Annotated in this window: 12 protein-coding genes; 11 read left to right on the top strand and 1 reads right to left on the bottom strand. The window is 72.1% G+C overall.

Translation table 11 applies throughout. The features are described from left to right. Positions 1–53 precede the first annotated feature (53 nt). The 6 genes from ACY1JX_RS05145 (at position 54) to ACY1JX_RS05120 (ending at position 8,122) form a co-directional block, all read left to right on the top strand. Positions 54–1,361 (top strand): TrkH family potassium uptake protein, encoded by a 1,308-nt coding sequence (locus tag ACY1JX_RS05145; protein WP_462565421.1) that lies wholly within the window; start codon positions 54–56, stop codon positions 1,359–1,361. After that, a complete protein-coding gene (locus tag ACY1JX_RS05140) occupies positions 1,354–2,028 on the top strand; it encodes a potassium channel family protein (RefSeq protein ID WP_181755269.1) in 675 nt (224 codons plus the stop codon). Before ACY1JX_RS05145 ends, ACY1JX_RS05140 begins: the two co-directional genes overlap by 8 nt. Before the next feature lie 22 nt (positions 2,029–2,050). Beyond that, a complete protein-coding gene (locus ACY1JX_RS05135; RefSeq protein WP_462565420.1) occupies positions 2,051–2,713 on the top strand; it encodes a DNA alkylation repair protein in 663 nt (220 codons plus the stop codon). A gap of 74 nt (positions 2,714–2,787) precedes the next feature. Next, the gene (leuS, locus tag ACY1JX_RS05130) at positions 2,788–5,598 is read left to right on the top strand and encodes a leucine--tRNA ligase (RefSeq protein ID WP_462565419.1); all 2,811 of its coding nucleotides are present in this window, start codon (positions 2,788–2,790) and stop codon (positions 5,596–5,598) included. 39 nt (positions 5,599–5,637) lie between these two features. Then, entirely contained in the window at positions 5,638–6,528 is an 891-nt protein-coding gene (locus tag ACY1JX_RS05125; protein WP_462565418.1) for an ABC transporter ATP-binding protein, read from the top strand. Positions 6,529–6,637: 109 nt separating this feature from the next. After that, positions 6,638–8,122: an ABC transporter permease gene (locus ACY1JX_RS05120; RefSeq protein ID WP_462565417.1), complete on the top strand. Its 1,485-nt coding sequence runs from the start codon at positions 6,638–6,640 to the stop codon at positions 8,120–8,122. 10 nt (positions 8,123–8,132) lie between these two features. Here the strand turns inward: ACY1JX_RS05120 and ACY1JX_RS05115 are convergent, their stop codons facing one another. Continuing rightward, positions 8,133–9,458, bottom strand: a complete 1,326-nt coding sequence (locus tag ACY1JX_RS05115; protein WP_462565416.1) for an MFS transporter — start codon at positions 9,456–9,458, stop codon at positions 8,133–8,135. 189 nt (positions 9,459–9,647) lie between these two features. On the opposite strand from ACY1JX_RS05115, the gene nirB reads away from it, so the two are divergent. Genes nirB through ACY1JX_RS05090 form a run of 5 tightly spaced genes read left to right on the top strand, consistent with a single transcriptional unit; the run spans position 9,648 to position 18,271 of the window. After that, positions 9,648–12,209 (top strand): nitrite reductase large subunit NirB, encoded by a 2,562-nt coding sequence (gene nirB, locus ACY1JX_RS05110; protein ID WP_462565415.1) that lies wholly within the window; start codon positions 9,648–9,650, stop codon positions 12,207–12,209. Next, on the top strand, positions 12,206–12,559 hold the full coding sequence (gene nirD, locus ACY1JX_RS05105; RefSeq protein WP_462565414.1) for a nitrite reductase small subunit NirD: 354 nt from the start codon (positions 12,206–12,208) through the stop codon (positions 12,557–12,559). The genes nirB and nirD overlap by 4 nt, the downstream gene beginning before the upstream one ends. Beyond that, entirely contained in the window at positions 12,556–13,683 is a 1,128-nt protein-coding gene (locus tag ACY1JX_RS05100; protein ID WP_462565413.1) for a uroporphyrinogen-III synthase, read from the top strand. Before nirD ends, ACY1JX_RS05100 begins: the two co-directional genes overlap by 4 nt. After that, positions 13,680–14,396 carry a sirohydrochlorin chelatase gene (locus ACY1JX_RS05095; RefSeq protein ID WP_462565412.1) on the top strand — a complete coding sequence of 239 codons (717 nt, stop codon included), beginning with the start codon at positions 13,680–13,682 and terminating at the stop codon, positions 14,394–14,396. Before ACY1JX_RS05100 ends, ACY1JX_RS05095 begins: the two co-directional genes overlap by 4 nt. 2 nt (positions 14,397–14,398) lie before the next feature. Next, positions 14,399–18,271 (top strand): molybdopterin-dependent oxidoreductase, encoded by a 3,873-nt coding sequence (locus ACY1JX_RS05090; protein WP_462565411.1) that lies wholly within the window; start codon positions 14,399–14,401, stop codon positions 18,269–18,271. Positions 18,272–18,286 lie beyond the last annotated feature (15 nt).

Below are 18,286 nucleotides of genomic sequence, written 5' to 3'. Positions count from 1 at the left end.
GCGTGCCTTGGGGACGTCGCCGTTTTCGCCTCCCGGCGTCGATCGCCCATCCCGTGCGATTGCTGCCGCTGGCCTTCCTGACCCTCATCCTGGCCGGCACCCTCCTGCTGCTGCTGCCGTTCGCCCGCGAGGGCGAGGCCGACCCCTCGTTCATGGACGCGTTCTTCACGTCCACCTCGGCGGTCACGGTCACGGGCCTGGCGACGGTCGACACGGGCACCTACTGGTCGATCATCGGGCAGGCGATCATCCTGGTTCTCGTCGAGATCGGCGGCATCGGCATCATCGCGATGACCACGGTCCTGGGCCTGTTCGTGGGCGGGCGTCTCGGCCTGCGCACCCGGCTGGCGGCCCAGACCGACATGCACGTCGTGAGCCTCGGCGACGTGGGTCCGCTGTTCAAGCGCGTGGCCATCACGACCCTGCTCTTCCAGGGCGTCACCGCGGCGATCCTCACGTGGCGGTACGCCACCGGCTACTTCGACTCGTTCGCCGAGTCCCTCTGGCACGGCGTGTTCGACGCCGTGATGGCGTTCAACAACGCCGGCTTCTCGCTGCACCCCGACAGCCTCACCAGCTACGCCGGCGACTTCGCGGTGATCCTGCCGGTCTCGGTGGCCGTCTTCGCCGGAGGCCTGGGCTTCCCGGTCCTGGCCGAGCTCTACCAGGAGTGGCGCTCGCCGAAGACGTGGACGATCCACACGCGCCTCACGATCTGGGGCTCCCTGCTGCTGCTGGCCATCGCCTCGACGATGTTCGTCGTCGTCGAGTGGAACAACGCCGCCACGATCGGCGACCTCAGCCCGATCGACAAGCTGGTCACCGGCATCGAGGGCGGCATCATGACCCGCTCCGGCGGCCTGGCCAGCTTCGACTGGGGCGCGGTCGAGCCGGTCACGCTCTTCATGGCGATCATCATGATGTTCATCGGCGCGGGCAGCGCCTCGACCGCCGGCGGCATCAAGATCACGACGTTCCTGCTGCTGGCCTACGTGATCCTGGCCGAGCTGCGCGGTGAGGACCAGGTGCGCATCGGGTCGCGGGCGATCAACCCGCGCACGATCCGCACCGCGCTGAGCATCGCGCTCATCGCCGTGGGCCTGGTGACGGGCGGATCGATGGCGCTCATGATCCTGGCCGGCGTCCCGCTCGCGGACGGACTGTTCGAGTCCGCCTCCGCCTTCGGCACCGTGGGACTGTCCACGGGTCTGACCCCCGAACTCAACATCCCCGGCCAGCTGGTGCTCATCGTCTTGATGTTCATCGGCCGAGTGGGCACCATTACGGCAGCCTCCGCGTTCGTGCTGAGGCGGCGCCAATCCAGGTATCACCTTCCCGAGGAGCAACCGATCATTGGCTAACAACGACCCCCTCACCGCGCCCGTCCTCGTCGTGGGACTCGGCCGGTTCGGCTCCGCCGTCGCGCGGTCGCTGGTCCGGCTCGGCCACGACGTCCTGGGCGTCGACGAGGACCCCCAGTTGGTGCAGCGCTTCGCCAGCGAGTTCACCCACGTCGTCTCGGCCGACACCACCGACACCGAGGCCCTGCGCCAGATCGGCGCGGAGCAGTTCGACCGCGCCGTCGTGGGCATCGGCACCGACATCGAGGCCAGCGTCCTGACCGTGCTGAGCCTCGTCGAGCTGGGCGTCTCGGAGGTGTGGGCCAAGGCCATCAACGCCAAGCACGCCCGGATCCTCGAGCGCGTCGGCGCCACGCACGTCGTGCGTCCCGAGTCGGCGATGGGGGAGCGGGTGGCCCACATGGTCACCGGCGCGATGATCGACTACATCGAGTTCGACGACGGCTTCTCGATCGCCCGCACGCGAGCGCCGAAGCTGGCGGCCGGCCGCACGCTGCTGGAGTCCCAGCTGCGGGCCAGGTTCGGCGTCACCGTCGTCGGTGTGAAGCGTCGGGGCGAGGACTTCACCTACGCGCGGCCCGAGACCTCGATCGCCGCGTCGGACGAGCTCATCGTCTCCGGTCCCACGCGCAAGGTCGAGACGTTCTGCGCGCTGCGGAACGAGTAGTCCCGGGCGCCGGGTGAGTCCGTTGACCTCGACCGCGGCCGACCTCCTGCGCGACCTGCGCGATGCCGCGGACTCCTCCGCGCACCCGCAACGGCACTACCGCGGTGGCGCCGAGGTCCTGGGCGTGCGGATGGGGACGGTCTTCGACCTCGCCAAGCGCCACAGCGCCATGTCGCTGGCCGAGGTCGGCCGCCTGCTCGACGAGCCCGAGTACGAGCCGCGGCTGGCGGCCTTCTGCGTCCTCGACTTCCAGGTGCGGCGCCGGGGCGTCACGGACGCGGAGCGCGAGGAGCGCCACGACCTGTACCTGGCCCGGCACGACGCGATCGACTCGTGGGACATGGTCGACCGGGCCGCTCCGCGCGTGGTCGGTCAGTTCCTGCGCGACCGCTCGAGGGAGCCGCTGTTCGCGCTGGCCGCGTCGCCCGATCCCCTGCGTCGTCGCACGGCGATGACGGCGCCGCTGGCGTACACGCGCCCGGCGCACCCCGCGGGCATCGCCGACCTCCTGCGTCTGGCCGAGCTGCTCGCCGACGATCCCGACCCGACCGTCTCCAAGCCCGTCGGCATCGCGCTCAAGCACGCGGGCGCCGTCGCGCCGGAGGAGGTGCGCGCCTTCCTCGATCGGCTCGGCGACCGGCTTCCCGCGCCCGTGCGCCGCGAGGCGCGGGCCAAGCTGACGTAGTGATCGCTGGGGCCTCGACGATGCGGCGACCGCCGGTGCGCCGGGTGGGTCCGGTCGCCGGATAGTGTTGACCGGTGAACTACCAGACCCCGGAGGGTGCGGCACCCGACACTGCGGCGCACCGGTACACCAGCGAGTACGCCGGCCGCATCGAGACCGCGTGGCAGGACCGCTGGGAGGCCGAGGGCACCTTCGAGGCGCCGAACCCGGTCGGCGACCTCGCCGCCGACGACGGCCGGCACAACGCGGGCGGCTCCAAGTACTTCCTGATGGACATGTTCCCGTACCCCTCGGGCGCGGGCCTGCACGTCGGTCACCCGCTGGGCTACATCGCCACCGACGTCGTCGGCCGCTTCCGCCGCATGCAGGGCGACAACGTGCTGCACGCGCTGGGCTACGACGCGTTCGGCCTGCCCGCCGAGATCTACGCCGTCCAGACCGGCCGCCACCCGCGCGAGACGACGCTGGAGAACATCGCGAACATGCGGCGCCAGCTGCGCCGCCTCGGTCTGGCCCACGACGAGCGCCGCTCGTTCGCCACGATCGAGCCCGAGTTCATGCGCTGGACGCAGTGGATCTTCCTGCAGATCTTCAACTCCTGGTACGACCCCGAGCAGGGCAAGGCCCGGCCCATCGCCGAGCTGATCCAGGTGCTGGGCACCGACGACCCCGAGGTCATCGACCAGCACCGCCTGGCCTACATCAGCGAGTCGCCCGTGAACTGGTGCCCGGGCCTGGGCACCGTGCTGGCGAACGAGGAGGTCACCGCCGACGGTCGCAGCGAACGTGGCAACTTCCCCGTCTTCAAGCGCAGCCTGCGCCAGTGGAAGATGCGGATCACGGCCTACGCCGACCGCCTGATCGACGACCTCGACCGGGTCGACTGGCCCGAGCCGGTCAAGCTCATGCAGCGCAACTGGATCGGCCGCTCGCACGGAGCGAAGGTGCGCTTCGAGTCCGCCGCCGGCCCCATCGAGGTGTTCACGACCCGTCCCGACACGCTATTCGGCGCGACCTACGTGGTGCTGGCGCCCGAGCACCCGCTGGTCGACGAGCTGGCCGCCGAGACGTGGCCCGAGGCCGTCGACGAGCGCTGGACCGCCGGAGCCCCCGACCCCGTCTCGGCGATCGACCGGTACCGGCGCACCGCCGCGGCGAAGTCCGACGTCGAGCGCCAGGAGAACAAGGAGAAGACCGGCGTCTTCACCGGCTCCTTCGCGACCAACCCGGTGAACGGCGAGGCCGTCCCGGTGTTCGTCGCCGACTACGTCCTGATGGGCTACGGCACCGGAGCCATCATGGCCGTCCCCGGCCACGACGCTCGCGACTTCGAGTTCGCCACCGAGCTGAGCCTGCGGATCGTCCCGGTCGTGCAGGCGCCCGAGGACGAGGTCCTGCCGTGGACCGGCGCGGGCGTCGCGATCAACTCCGACAACACCGACGTCTTCGGCGACGAGGGCGTCATCCTGGACGGCCTGGCCGTCGACGATGCGAAGGTCGCGATCATCGCGTGGCTGGAGCAGCGCGGCCTCGGCGAGGGCACCACCACCTACCGCCTGCGCGACTGGCTGTTCAGCCGTCAGCGCTACTGGGGCGAGCCGTTCCCGATCGTCTACGACGAGGCCGGCCACGCGATCGCGCTGCCCGACTCGATGCTGCCGGTCGAGCTGCCCGAGGTGCCCGACTACTCGCCCAAGACGTTCGAGCCCGACGACGCCGAGAGCGAGCCCGAGCCGCCGCTGGCGCGCGTGCCCGAGTGGGTCGAGGTCGAGCTCGACCTCGGCGACGGCCCGAAGCGGTACCGCCGCGAGACCAACACGATGCCGAACTGGGCGGGCTCCAGCTGGTACGAGCTGCGCTACACCGATCCCCACAACAGCGAGGTGCTCGCCGACCCGACGAACGAGCGCTACTGGCTCGGTCCGAAGACGCCCGGCGGCACCGGCGGTGTCGACCTGTACGTCGGCGGCGTCGAGCACGCCGTCCTGCACCTGCTCTACGCGCGCTTCTGGCACAAGGCGATGTTCGACCTCGGTCACGTCAGCAGCGAGGAGCCGTTCCACCGCCTGTTCAACCAGGGCTACATCCAGGCGTACGCCTTCACCGACGAGCGGGGCACCTACGTTCCGGCCGACGAGGTCGAGGAGCGCGACGGCGGCTGGTTCTTCGAGGGCCGGGCGGTCAACCGCGAGTACGGGAAGATGGGCAAGAGCCTCAAGAACATCGTCACGCCCGACGACATGTACGACGCCTACGGCGCCGACACGTTCCGCGTGTACGAGATGAGCATGGGCCCGCTGGACGTCTCGCGTCCGTGGGAGACCCGCGCCGTGGTGGGTGCGCAGCGCTTCCTGCAGCGCGTCTGGCGCCTCGTCGTCGACGAGGAGACCGGCGAGGTCGTCGCCGACGACACCGAGCCCGACACCGCGGCGCTGCGTGCGCTGCACCAGGCGATCGCCGGCGTCACCGAGGACATGGGCGAGCTGCGGTTCAACACCGCGATCGCCAAGCTCATCGAGCTGACGAACCACCTCACCAAGGAGTCGGTGCGCTCGCGGTCGGTCCTCGAGCCGCTCGTGCTGATGCTGGCGCCCGTCGCCCCGCACCTGGCCGAGGAGCTGTGGTCCCGCCTGGGCCACGAGGAGACGCTCACGTACGAGGCCTGGCCCGTCGCCGACGAGCAGTACCTCGTCGAGGACCTGGTCACGTGCGTCGTGCAGATCCAGGGCAAGGTCCGCGGCAAGCTGGAGGTCCCCGCCGACATCAGCGACGAGGACCTCACGGCCCTCGCGCTGGCCGAGCCCAACGTCGTGCGCACCATCGGCGACCAGGAGATCCGCAAGGTCATCGTCCGCGCGCCGAAGCTGGTCAGCGTCGTCGTCTGAGCCTGCTGGAGGAGGACTCTCGCGTGCCACGATGAGCGGGTGACCGCCATCGAGCTGAGCAACGTCGTCAAGACCTTCGGTGCCGTGCGCGCCCTGGACGGTGTCGATCTGTCGGTCGAGGTCGGGGAGGTCCATGGCTTCCTGGGGCCGAACGGCGCGGGCAAGTCGACCACGATCCGTGTCCTCCTCGGGCTGCTGAAGGCCGATTCCGGCACGGCGAGGCTGCTCGGTGGAGACCCGTGGGACGAGGCGGCGGAGCTCCACCGCCGGATCGCGTACGTTCCCGGCGACGTGGCCCTGTGGCCCGGCCTCACCGGCGGCGAGGTCATCGACGTGCTCGCGCGGATGCGCGGCGGCCTGGACGAGGCGCGTCGTGCAGAGATGATCGATCGGTTCGAGTTCGATCCCAGCAAGAAGAACCGCACCTACTCCAAGGGGAACCGGCAGAAGGTGGCGCTGATCGCCGCCCTGGCGAGCCGGGCCGAGCTGTACCTGCTGGACGAGCCGACGTCCGGGCTCGATCCCCTCATGGAGGCGGAGTTCCAGCGGGCCGTGCTCGAGCTGAAGGGCGAGGGCGCCACCGTGCTGCTCAGCTCGCACATCCTCGCCGAGGCGGAGGCGCTGTCCGACCGGATCAGCATCATCCGGGCCGGTCGCGTGGTGCAGAGCGGCTCGCTCGCCGAGCTCCGGCACCTGACCCGGACGACGGTCATCGCGGAAACCGCGCGGCCCGCCGCGCTCATCGCGGAGGTGGAGGGGGTGCACCATCCCCGGTTCGACGGCACGCGGGTCACGTTCGACGTCGAATCGGCCCACCTCGACGACGCCGTGCAGGCGCTGGCACCCCTCGGCGTGCTCTCGCTCGCGGCCCATCCGCCGACGCTGGAGGAGCTCTTCCTGCGTCAGTACGGCGAGGAGGTGACGTCGTGAGCTCCCCCTTCACGGGGACTCGACATCTCGTCAGGCTCGTCCTGCGACGTGCCGGCTCATCCTGCCGCTGTGGATCATCGGCCTCGGAGGCACGATCGCGGCCAGCGCGGTGGCCGTCCCGTCGATCTACGACACCCCCGAGAAGATCGCCGGGTACGCGAGCGCGGTCGGGGCGAGTCCGGTCAGCTTCCTCATGTCCGGTCGCCAGGCCGGGATCGACACCCTCGGCGGCATCGTCGCCAACGAGATCTCACAGGTCGCGCAGCTGGGCATCTGCCTCATGGTGATGTTCCTGGTGGTGCGCCACACCCGGGCCGAGGAGGAGACCGGTCGTGCCGAGCTGGTCCGCTCGACGGTGGTGGGCCGCCACGCCGCGACGCTCGCGGGTCTGCTGTACGGCGTGTCGGCGGCGCTCCTGATCGGCCTCGTCACGACCGTCGCGATGCTCGCGGTGGACCTGGATCCCGTGGGCAGCCTGACCTACGGCGCGGGCCTGACGCTGCTCGGACTCGCCTACGTCGCCGTCACGCTGGTCGCCGTGCAGATCTCGACGTCGGCGCGGGGCGCCCTCGCGCTGACCGGGGCGGCGATCGCGGTGGGCTACCTGGTCCGGGGCCTGGGAGCGATGCAGGACAACGCACTCGTCTGGGCCTCGCCCTTCGGGTGGGCGCAGCGCATGGACGCCTTCGGCGACGAGCAGTGGTGGCCTGCCGTGCCCCTGGTGCTGCTGACGGCCGCGCTGCTCGTCGTGGCTGGCCGGCTCACCGTCCGTCGCGACTTCGCGGGTGGCGTGCTGCCGGATCGCCCCGGGCGGCCGCGCGCGTCCCGGTTCCTCAGCACGCCGCTGGGCCTGGCCCTTCGCCTCCAGCGTGGGCTGGTCATCGGCTGGGCCATCGGAGTGACGGCACTCGGACTCCTCTACGGCGCGGTCATCCCGACCATCCCGGACCTGGTCGCCTCGAACCCCGACATCGCCGAGGTCATCGGAGCCTCACCCGACGTCGAGGAGCAGCTCATCGACGCGTTCCTGCGCTACATCTTCCTGTTCATGGCGGTCGTCTCCTGCGGCTTCGCGGTCACGTCGGTGCTCCGGCTCCGCGCGGAGGAGGAGTCCGGCCGCGCGGAGCTGGTGCTGGCCACCGGTGTCCGGCGGGTCTCGTGGATGGCCGCCGCCGTCTCGGTCGCGTTCGTCGGTGCACTGCTCCTCTCGCTGCTGATGGGTCTGGGCCTCGCCGTGGGCTACGCGGTCGGCCTGGGGGAGTGGGACCGGATCGTGGAGCAGGTGGGCGGGCAGGTGAGCTACCTGCCGGGCGTGCTCGTCGTGGCCGCGCTCGCCGTCGCCCTCTTCGGGCTGTGGCCGCACCGCGCCCTGCTGGCGTGGGCGGTCGTGGCGTTCGTCGCCCTCCATGTCATGCTCGGAGAGACGCTGCGGCTGCCGGACTGGGTCGACTCGCTCTCGCCGTTCACGCACCTGCCCGAGGTGCCGGTCGAAAGGTTCGACCCGGTCCCGGCGCTGGTCGAGATCGTCCTGGCGGCGGCCCTCGTGGCGGTGGGCCTGTGGGCGTTCCGGCGCCGCGACGTCACCACCGGGTGATCCGACCGCCTCAGACCCGCGCCGCGGCCGTCTCGGTGCCGGGCCGGGCGTAGACGCCCCAGGCCACGACCAGCATCACGGCGTACACCCCGGCGAAGGCCCACAGGCCGCCGGTGATGCCCAGCTCGGCGAACGTCCGGGGGACGAAGAACGAGCCCAGGGCACCGACGGCGCCCGCGATGCCGATGCAGCCGGCCGCCGCCCGGTGCGCGCGCGCCTTCGCGGCGTCGTCGTCGGCGCCGATGAGGAACGCGATCGGGATCATCCGGTAGACCGAGCCGTTGCCGATGCCCGCGGCGGCGAACAGCAGCAGGAACAGTCCCAGGAAGAGCCCGAAGCCGGCCTCCTCGACGGTGAGCACCAGACCGACGACGCCGACGCCCATGGCCAGGTACGAGCCCATCGTCACGCGGGTGCCGCCGAACCGGTCGGCCAGCGCACCGCCGAAGGGCCGGGTCAGGGCGCCGGTGGCCGCGCCGAGGAACGCCACCGCGATCGGCACGTCCGGGTGCATCGCCTTCATGAGCGTGGGGAACGTCAGCGAGAAGCCCAGGAACGAGCCGAACGTGCCGATGTACAGGAACGAGATCACCCAGGTGTGGTGGTTCTTCACGGCGAGCGCGTAGCTGCGCAGGTCCGACTTCGCGTTCGACAGGTTGTTCATGAGCACGAACGCCGCGAGCGCCGACAGGATCGCGGCGGGCACGAAGATCAGGCCGGCGCGCTCGAGCGCGATGCCCGCGCCCGACGTGATGATGAGCGGCACGACCAGCTGCACGATGCCGGTGCCGAGGTTGCCGCCGGCGGCGTTGATGCCGAGCGCCTTGCCCTTCTCGCGCTGCGGGTAGAAGAACGAGATGTTGACCATCGACGAGGCGAAGTTGCCACCGCCGAGACCCGCGAGCGACGCCACCAGGAGCATGACGCCGAACGAGGTCGTCGGGTCGCTGACGGCCCACGCCAGCCCGAGCGAGGGGATGAGCAGCAGCAGTGCCGAGATCACCGTCCAGTTGCGCCCGCCGAACACCGGGACCATGAACGTGTAGAGCACGCGCATGGCCGCGCCGGTGAGTCCGGGCAGGGCGATCAGCCAGTAGAGCTGGTCGGTCGTGTAGGCGAAGCCGGCCGCGCCGAGGTTGGGCACCACCACGCTCCACACACCGAGCATCATGAAGCCGAAGAACTCGGCGAAGACCGAGACGGCGAGATTGCGGCGGGCGATCGCGCGTCCCTCGCCCTCCCACTGGTCGGTGTCCTCGGGGTTCCAGCCGTCGATCCAGCGGCCGGGGCGGTGGACGAGTGTCGAGGTCTGCAGGTCGGTCTTCACGGTGGTCATCAGGACTCCTGACGCGGGTCGGGTCGGACGCCACGACGCTAGGAACGCCGCATTTCACCCACGCGCTCCTTCGGGTAACCGGGCGGGAACGTTCTCCTCACAGGCCGTCCCGTCCGGGTGTGAGACCGATGTCATTGTTTGTTACATCCACATCTCGGGTCGGAAACCTGCGGCACCGAGGCTGGATGCATGACACGCAAGAGACTCATCGTCGTCGGCGCCGGCATGGTCGCGCGCCGCCTGGTCGAGGCACTCGTCGAGCGCGGCGCCACCGCGCAGTGGGACATCGACGTGTTCGGGGAGGAGAGCCGCCCGCCGTACGACCGCGTGGCGCTCACCTCCTTCTTCACGGTCGCCGACCCCGACGACCTGCTGCTCGGCGACCAGGGCCTGTGGCGCACGCCGGGCGTCCGCCTGCACCGTCATGCCCAGGTCAGGGGCATCGACCGTGAGTCCCGCACGGTCACGGTGCACGGTCGCGAGGAGCACTACGACGAGCTCGTGCTGGCCACCGGCTCGTACGCCGCGGTGCCGCCGATCGACGGTGCCGACCTGCCGGGCTGCTTCGTCTACCGCACGGTCGACGACGTCACCGAGCTGCGCACCTGGGTGCGTGACCGCGGCGAGCAGCTCGGTCACCCGGCCCGTGGCGTCGTCATCGGCGGCGGCCTGCTGGGCCTCGAGGCCGCCGGCGCCCTGCGCGAGCTGGGTGCGGAGTGCACGGTCGTCGAGTTCGCCGACCGCCTCATGCCCGTGCAGCTCGACCTCGCCGGGGGACAGGCGCTGCGCCGCCTCATCGAGGGCCTCGGCGTCGAGGTGCGCACCTCCACCGCGACGAAGTCCGTGCGCACCGGTCGCGGCACGAAGAAGGTCGGCCGGATGACCTTCGCCGACGGCGAGACCATCCCGGCCGACGTCGTCGTCTTCGCCACCGGCGTGCGGCCCCGCGACGAGCTCGCCCGCGAGGCCGGGCTCGAGGTGCACCCGCGCGGTGGTGTCATGGCCGACCCGGCCTGCCGCACCAGCGACGAGCACATCTGGGCCATCGGCGAGGTCGCCTGCATCGCCGACCGCGTCTGGGGCCTGGTGGGCCCGGGCTACACGATGGCGGAGGTCGTGGCCGACCGGCTGCTCGGTGGCTCGGCCGCCTTCACCGGCGCCGACCTGTCCACCAAGCTCAAGCTGATGGGCGTCGACGTCGCCAGCTTCGGCGACGCCTTCGCCGCGAAGGGCGGCAGCCTCGAGGTGGTCTACGCCGACCCGCTCGCCGGCGTCTACAAGAAGCTCGTGATGAGCGACGACGCCTCCACGCTGCTCGGCGGCATGCTCGTCGGCGACGCCTCGGCCTACACGAGCCTGCGCCCGATGGTCGACGCCGAGCTCGGCAGCGATCCCGCGGCCTGGCTCATGCCCGACGGCGTCGAGCCGCCCTCCACGGGCGCGCTGCCCGACACGGCCACCGTCTGCTCCTGCAACAACGTGTCGGCCGGCTCGATCCGGTGCGCGATCAGCGGCGGTGAGTGCACCGACCTCGCCGGCGTGAAGGCGTGCACGAAGGCCGGCACCAGCTGCGGCTCGTGCGTGCCGCTGGTGAAGCAGATCGTCAACGCCGAGCTCGAGTCGCAGGGCATCGCCGTCAGCAACGCGCTGTGCGAGCACTTCGACCTGAGCCGCGCCGAGCTGTACGAGGTCGCCCGCATGACCGGCATCGGCTCCTTCAGCGAGCTGATCGCCAAGCACGGCCGCGGCCAGGGCTGCGACATCTGCCGCCCCGTCGCCGCCTCGATCCTGTCGACGCTGGGTCGCGGCCACGTGCTGGACCGCGAGAACGCGCGCCTGCAGGACACCAACGACCACGTCATGGCGAACCTGCAGAAGGACGGCACCTACTCGGTCGTGCCGCGCATCCCCGGCGGCGAGGTCACGCCCGAGGGGCTCATCGTCATCGGTCAGGTCGCCGCCGACTTCGGGCTCTACACGAAGATCACCGGCGGCCAGCGGATCGACCTCTTCGGCGCTCGCATCGACCAGCTGCCGGCGATCTGGAAGCGTCTCGTGGACGCAGGCTTCGAGTCGGGTCACGCGTACGGCAAGAGCCTGCGCACCGTGAAGTCGTGCGTCGGCCAGACCTGGTGCCGGTACGGCGTGCAGGACTCCGTCGGCCTGGCCGTCGAGCTCGAGCTGCGCTACCGCGGCCTGCGCTCGCCGCACAAGATCAAGCTCGGCGTCTCGGGCTGCGCCCGCGAGTGTGCCGAGGCCCGAGGCAAGGACGTCGGCGTGATCGCCACCGACCACGGCTGGAACATGTACGTCGGCGGCAACGGCGGCTTCACGCCCCGCCACGCGCAGCTCTTCGCGGAGGATCTCACCACCGAGGAGCTGATCCGGGCCATCGACCGATTCCTGCTCTACTACGTGCGCACGGCCGACCGGCTGCAGCGGACGGCGCCCTGGATCGAGTCGATCGAGGGCGGCATCGAGCACGTGCGTGACGTCGTCCTGCACGACTCGCTGGGCATCGGGGAGGAGCTGGACGCGCAGATGGCCGAGCACGTCGAGAACTACGCCGACGAGTGGGCGCAGACCCTGGCCGACCCGGAGAAGCTGGCCCAGTTCGGCTCCTTCGTCAACGCGCCGGACACTCCCGATCCCGACCTGTCCTACGTCGAGGAGCGGGGCCAGCGCCGGCCCGCCGACCCCGTCGTCATCGCCGGCGGCACGCTGCCCGTGCGGACGGAGGCAGTGACATGAGCGCGGCGGCGGTGTCGGAGAGCGCGTGGACGGCGGTGTGCACGATCGACCGCCTCTGGGTCGACCGCGGCGCGGCGGCGCTGGTGAACGGCGAGCAGGTGGCGCTCTTCCGCCTCGGTGACGGCGAGATCCTCGCGGTGGGCCACCGCGATCCGTTCACGGGCTCGAACGTCATCGCCCGCGGTCTCGTCGGGTCGCGGGGCGACGTGCCCACGGTCGCGTCGCCCCTGCACAAGCAGGTGTTCGACCTGCGCACCGGCGTCTGCCTCGACGACCCGGAGGTCTCGCTGGGCCACTGGGACGTGCGGGTGGTCGACGACGTCGTGTGGCTGAGACGGGGCGAGGCGTGACCCCTCACGGGCCGGTGCTCGCCGGGACCCGCATCCTCGTCACCGCCCAGCGCCGCGCCACCGACCTGGCCAGCGCGCTCGTCCGACGTGGCGCGCAGGTGCACATCGCCGCGACCCTCGGGGTCGAGGCGCACATCGACGAGGACACGCTCGTGCGGCGCACGCAGGAGCTCATCGCCGACCCACCGGACGTCGTGGTCGTCACGACCGGCATCGGGTTCCGCAGCTGGCTGGAGACGGCCGAGTCGGTCGACCTGCTCGAGCCGCTGCTCGAGGTCCTGGCGGCGGCGCGGATCGTCGCGCGGGGGCCCAAGGCCCGGGGCGCCATCCAGGCCTCGGGACTCGTGGCGGACTGGGTCGCCGAGTCCGAGACGTCGCGCGAGATGGCCGAGTACCTCGTGGCCGAGGGCGTCGACGGGATGCGGATCGCGGTGCAGCACCACGGCGCCGGCGACGACGGGCTGGAGTCGGCGGTCACGGCGGCCGGCGCGTCCACGGTGCCCCTCGTGGTCTACCGCTGGGGCCCGCCGCCGGACCCCGAGGCCGTCGAGCGGTCGGTGCGCGACGCCGCGTGCGGCGGCTTCGACGCGATCGTCTTCACCTCCGCCCCCGGCGCGAGCGCCTGGCTGTCCGTCGTTCGCGACCTCGGCAAGCGCGCCGCCCTGCTGGAGCTGGCGCGCGAGGGGCGGCTCGTGCTCGCCGCCGTCGGACCGGTCACGGCCGAGCCCCTCGTCGTCGCGGGCTTCGAGCCGCTCGTGCCCGATCGCGGGCGTCTCGGCGCCCTCGTGAGGTCGGTGGTCCTGCACTTCGGTGGCGACGACCTCGGCGTCGACGTCGCCACCGGCCGGCTGCGCCTGCACGCCACCGCCGCCACCGTCGACCATGCGGTGCTGCCGCTCCCGCCCGCCGGGCTGGCCGTCCTGCGGCTGCTGGCGTCCGACCCCGGCGCCGTCTTCACCCGCGACCAGGTGCTGTCGGTGCTGCCCCGCGCCACCGACGACCACCACGCCGCCGACGTCGCCGTCGGGCGCCTCCGGGAGGCCCTCGGCGACCGCAGCCTCGTCAAGACCGTCGTCAAGCGCGGCTACCGCCTCGAACCGCTCCACCGGGAGGACATCGCATGAGGATCGCGTCGCAGCCCGTCCTGATCGCCTGCAGTCACGGCACCCGCTCGGCCCGCGGAGCGGCCGCGGTGGCCGCCCTCGTCGAGGCCGTGCGCACCGCGCTGCCCTCCGTGGAGGTGCTCGACACGTGGGTCGACGTCCAGGAGCCGGCCCTCCCCACGGTCGCCGAGTCGGTGGCCGACCGCGAGGCCGTCGTCGTGCCGCTGCTGCTCTCGGCCGGCTACCACGTGCACCACGACATCGCGGGCGTCGTCGCGAGGCGTCCCGGCCACGTCGCTGCCGCGCCGCTGGGGCCGCACGCTGCCATCACGCGGACGCTCGTGTCGCGCCTGCACGACGAGGGCCTGCGACCCGACGACAGCGTGGTGCTGGGCGCCTCGGCGTCCAGCGATCCGCGGGCCCTGGCCGACCTCCGCGCGACGGCGGCCGAACTGTCGTTCCGGCTCGGCCGCCGCGTCGAGCTCGGCCACGTGGGCCACTGCGGCACGCCGCTGGCCGACGTCGTTGCCGGCGTGCGGCGTCCGGGCCGGCGGGTGCTGGTCGCCAGCCACCTGCTCGCGCCCGGTCACTTCCACGACGCTCTCGGCCGGGCCGGGGCCGACGTCGTCACGGCCCCCCTGCTCGACGAGCGCCGGCCCGACGAGCGGCTGGTGTCCCTCGTGCTGGAGCGGTACGCCGCCGCCTGCGCCCACGACCTCGCGACCGCGGTGTGACGGTGGTCGACACCGTCTGCGGCTACTGCGGCGTCGGGTGCGGCCTGACGCTCCAGGTCGAGCGGCGTCACGACACCGTGCGGGTCACCGGTGCCGTGGGCACGGCGAGCCACCCCGCCAACGCCGGACGGCTCTGCACGAAGGGCGCCACCACCGCCGACCTGCTCGCCGCCCCGGGACGCATGGAGAAGGCCTCGGTGCGCTCCGACCGTGGGTCCGAGCGGGTGGAGGTCGGCATCGAGGCAGCACTCGACGAGGCCGCCACCCGGTTCCGTGCCGTGATCGACGAGCACGGACCCGACGCGGTGGCCCTCTACGTCTCGGGCCAGATGTCGCTGGAGGCTCAGTACCTCGCCACCAAGCTCGCCAAGGGCTACCTGCGCACCGTCAACATCGAGTCGAACTCGCGGCTGTGCATGGCCAGCGCGGGCACCGGTTACAAGCAGTCGCTGGGCGCCGACGGCCCGCCCGGCTCCTACGACGACTTCGACCACGCCGACCTGTTCCTGGTGATCGGCTCGAACATGGCCGACGCCCACCCGATCCTGTTCCTGCGGATGATGGAGCGGGTCAAGGCCGGTGCGCGCCTCGTCGTCGTCGATCCCCGGCGCACGGCGACCGCCGAGAAGGCCGACCTCTTCTGCCAGATCCGACCCGGCACCGACCTGGCCTTCCTCAACGGCCTGCTGCACCTGCTGGTGGAGGCCGGTGCCGTCGACCGCGAGTTCGTCGACCGGCACACCCGCGGCTGGGACGACGTCGAGGCGATGCTGGCCGACTACTCGCCCGACAACGTCGCCGCCACGACCGGCATCGCCGCCGACGACCTGCGGACGGTCGCCGGCTGGATCGCCGAGGCGGGCGACTGGATGACCTGCTGGACCATGGGCCTCAACCAGTCCACGCACGGCACCTGGAACACCAACGCGATCTGCAACCTGCACCTGGCGACCGGAGCGATCTGCCGTCCGGGCTCGGGCCCCTTCTCGCTGACGGGCCAGCCGAACGCGATGGGCGGCCGCGAGATGGGCTACATGGGTCCCGGCCTGCCGGGGCAGCGCTCGGTGGTCTCGGCCGCCGACCGTGCGTTCTGCGAGGACGTGTGGGGCCTGGCGCCCGGCACGATCCGCGACGAGGTGGGTCGCGGCACGATCGACCTCTTCGAGCAGCTGGCGGCCGGCGACGTGCGGGCCGCGTGGATCATCTGCACCAACCCCGCGCACTCCGTCGCGAACCGGTCCACCGTCCTGGAGGGGCTCGCCGCGGCCGACCTCGTGGTGGTGCAGGACGCCTACGCCGAGAACGAGACGCTCACCCACGCCGACGTCGCGCTGCCGGCCGCGCTCTGGACCGAGGCTGAGGGCGTCATGGTGAACTCCGAGCGCAACCTCACCCTGTGCCGGCCGGCCGGGCCGCCGCCGGGCGACGCCCGCCCCGACTGGAGGCTCATCGCGGACATCGCGACGCGGCTCGGCTTCGGGGAGGCCTTCGCCTTCGACAGCGCCGAGGAGGTGTTCGAGGAGATCCGCGCGTTCGCCAACCCGACCACCGGGTACGACCTGCGCGGAGCGACCTACGAGCGTCTGCGGGAGGGCCCGCTGCAGTGGCCGTGCCCGCCGGGCGGAGAGCGTCGTAATCCCGTTCGCTACGTCGGCGACGGCGGGATCGCGTTCCCGATGCCAGACGGGCGTGCCGTGTTCCATGCCCGGCCGCACCTGCCGCCGGCCGAGCTGCCCGACGACGACTTCCCCGTGGTGCTCAATACCGGCCGGCTGCCGCACCAGTGGCACACGATGACCAAGACCGGCAAGGTCCCGCGGCTCAACCGGCTCAACCCCGACCCCTTCGTCGAGGTCCACCCCGACGACGCCGCGGTCCTCGGGATCGGCGAGGGCTCGTCGGTGCGGATCGTCTCGCGGCGCGGTGAGGCGGTGCTGCCGGCCGTCGTCACCGACCGCGTGCTGCCCGGCACGTGCTTCGCACCGATGCACTGGGGCGAGATGACGGGGGAGGGGCTGGCGGTCAACGCGGTCACGAACGACGCGGTCGACCCCGACTCGCTGCAACCGGAGTTCAAGGCCTGCGCCGTGCGCCTGGAGCGCGCGCCGATCCGGCTGCCCGTCGCGCCCCCGGCCGGCGCGGAGCCGTCCGAGCTGGAGACGGCCTGGCTCGCCGGCTACCTGGCCGCGATGACGCACCGCGCGCCGACGCTGCCTCCGTCGGCGCCGGTCGCGCCGGAGGTTCGCGCGTGGTTCGCCGAGGTGCTCGCCGCCGTCGCGCCCGATGCACAGGAGGCGTCCGCCGACGTCACGATCCTCACCGCGTCGCAGACGGGCCGGGTCGAGGACCACGCCCCGGAGCTGGTCCGACTCCTGTCCGGACGGGGCGTCACCGCCGTCCACCGCTCGCTCGCCGGCGTCCGTCCCGAGGACCTCACCGGCACGGTCCTGTTCGTCACGAGCACGACCGGTGACGGCGACCCGCCCACGGAGGCGGCGGCGTTCTGGCGCCTCCTCGCGGACGCGCCACGCCTCGCCGGCCTGCGCTACAGCGTGCTGGCCTTCGGCGACTCCACGTACGCCGACTTCTGCGGGTTCGGGCGGCGCCTCGACGAGCGGCTGGCCGACCTCGGTGCCGAGCGCCTCGCCGCACGCGTCGACTGCGAGCCGGCCTTCGACGCGCCGGCCTCGGACTGGCTCGACTCCGTCGGGCGGGCGCTGGGCGCCGTCGACACGATCACGGTCGCCGAGCCCGACACCCCGGCGTACGGGCGCAACCGGCCCCTGGTCACGCGGATGACACGCAACGAGCTGCTGACCACTCCCGAGTCGTCCAAGGAGGTGCGCCGGTTCGGCTTCCACCTCCCCGAGGGCACGCTCGAGTACGAGCCGGGCGACGCCCTCGCGGTGGCGCCACGCGTGGACCCGGCCTACGTGGACGCCTGGCTGACGCTCACCGGTCTGGACGGCGACGCCCTGCTGGAGTCCGACGGCGAGCCGGTGCGCCTCGCCGACGCGCTCGCCGAGCGGTACGACCCGGTCACGATCACCCCGGCCGTCGTGCGCCTGGTCATCGACCGCCATCGCGGCGGCCTCAGTGGGCTGCCCGACCCAGACGACCGGCTCGCGGTGCAGGAGTGGGCGTGGGGGCGGCAGATCGTCGACCTGCTGCACGACCACCCCACGCTGGCGCGACTCGACCAGTGGCTCACCGTCCTCGGCCCGCTCACCCCACGGCAGTACTCGATCTCGTCCAGCCCGCTCGAGGACCCGCGTGAGGTGCAGGTGACCGTCTCGGTCGTCCGGCACCGCGTGCACGGCCTGTGGCGCCACGGCATCTGCTCCAGCCACCTCGCCGACCGGGCGGGGGAGCAGGACGTCAGCATCCACGTGCAGCGCCAGCGCCACTTCTGGCCGCCGGGCGACCCGGACGCAGCCGCCATCATGATCGGCCCCGGCACGGGCATCGCGCCGTTCCGCGGGTTCCTCCAGCATCGGGCGCTCGCCGGCGAGCCCGGTCCGAACTGGCTGTTCTTCGGCGACCGGAACGCGAGCTCGGACTTCCTCTACCGCGACGAGCTCGAGTCGCTGCGGCGCGACGGCGTGCTGACGCGGCTCGACACGGCGTTCTCGCGCGACCAGGACCGGCGGGTCTACGTGCAGGACCGGATGCGCGAGCAGGGCCCCGAGCTGTGGCGCTGGCTCGACGAGGGCGCCCACCTCTACGTGTGCGGCGATCGCGTGCACATGGCCAAGGACGTCGAGGCCACGCTGCTGCACCTGGCCGAGCGCCACGGGGGCCTGTCCCGGGACGGTGCGCGCGACTGGCTCGCGGGGCTGGCCGAGGAGGGCCGCTACGCCAAGGACGTCTACTGACGACCGGCGCGACCC

The organism is Aeromicrobium sp. JP4 (genome assembly GCF_054957925.1).
This window is presented reverse-complemented; position numbering and strand designations above follow the sequence as displayed.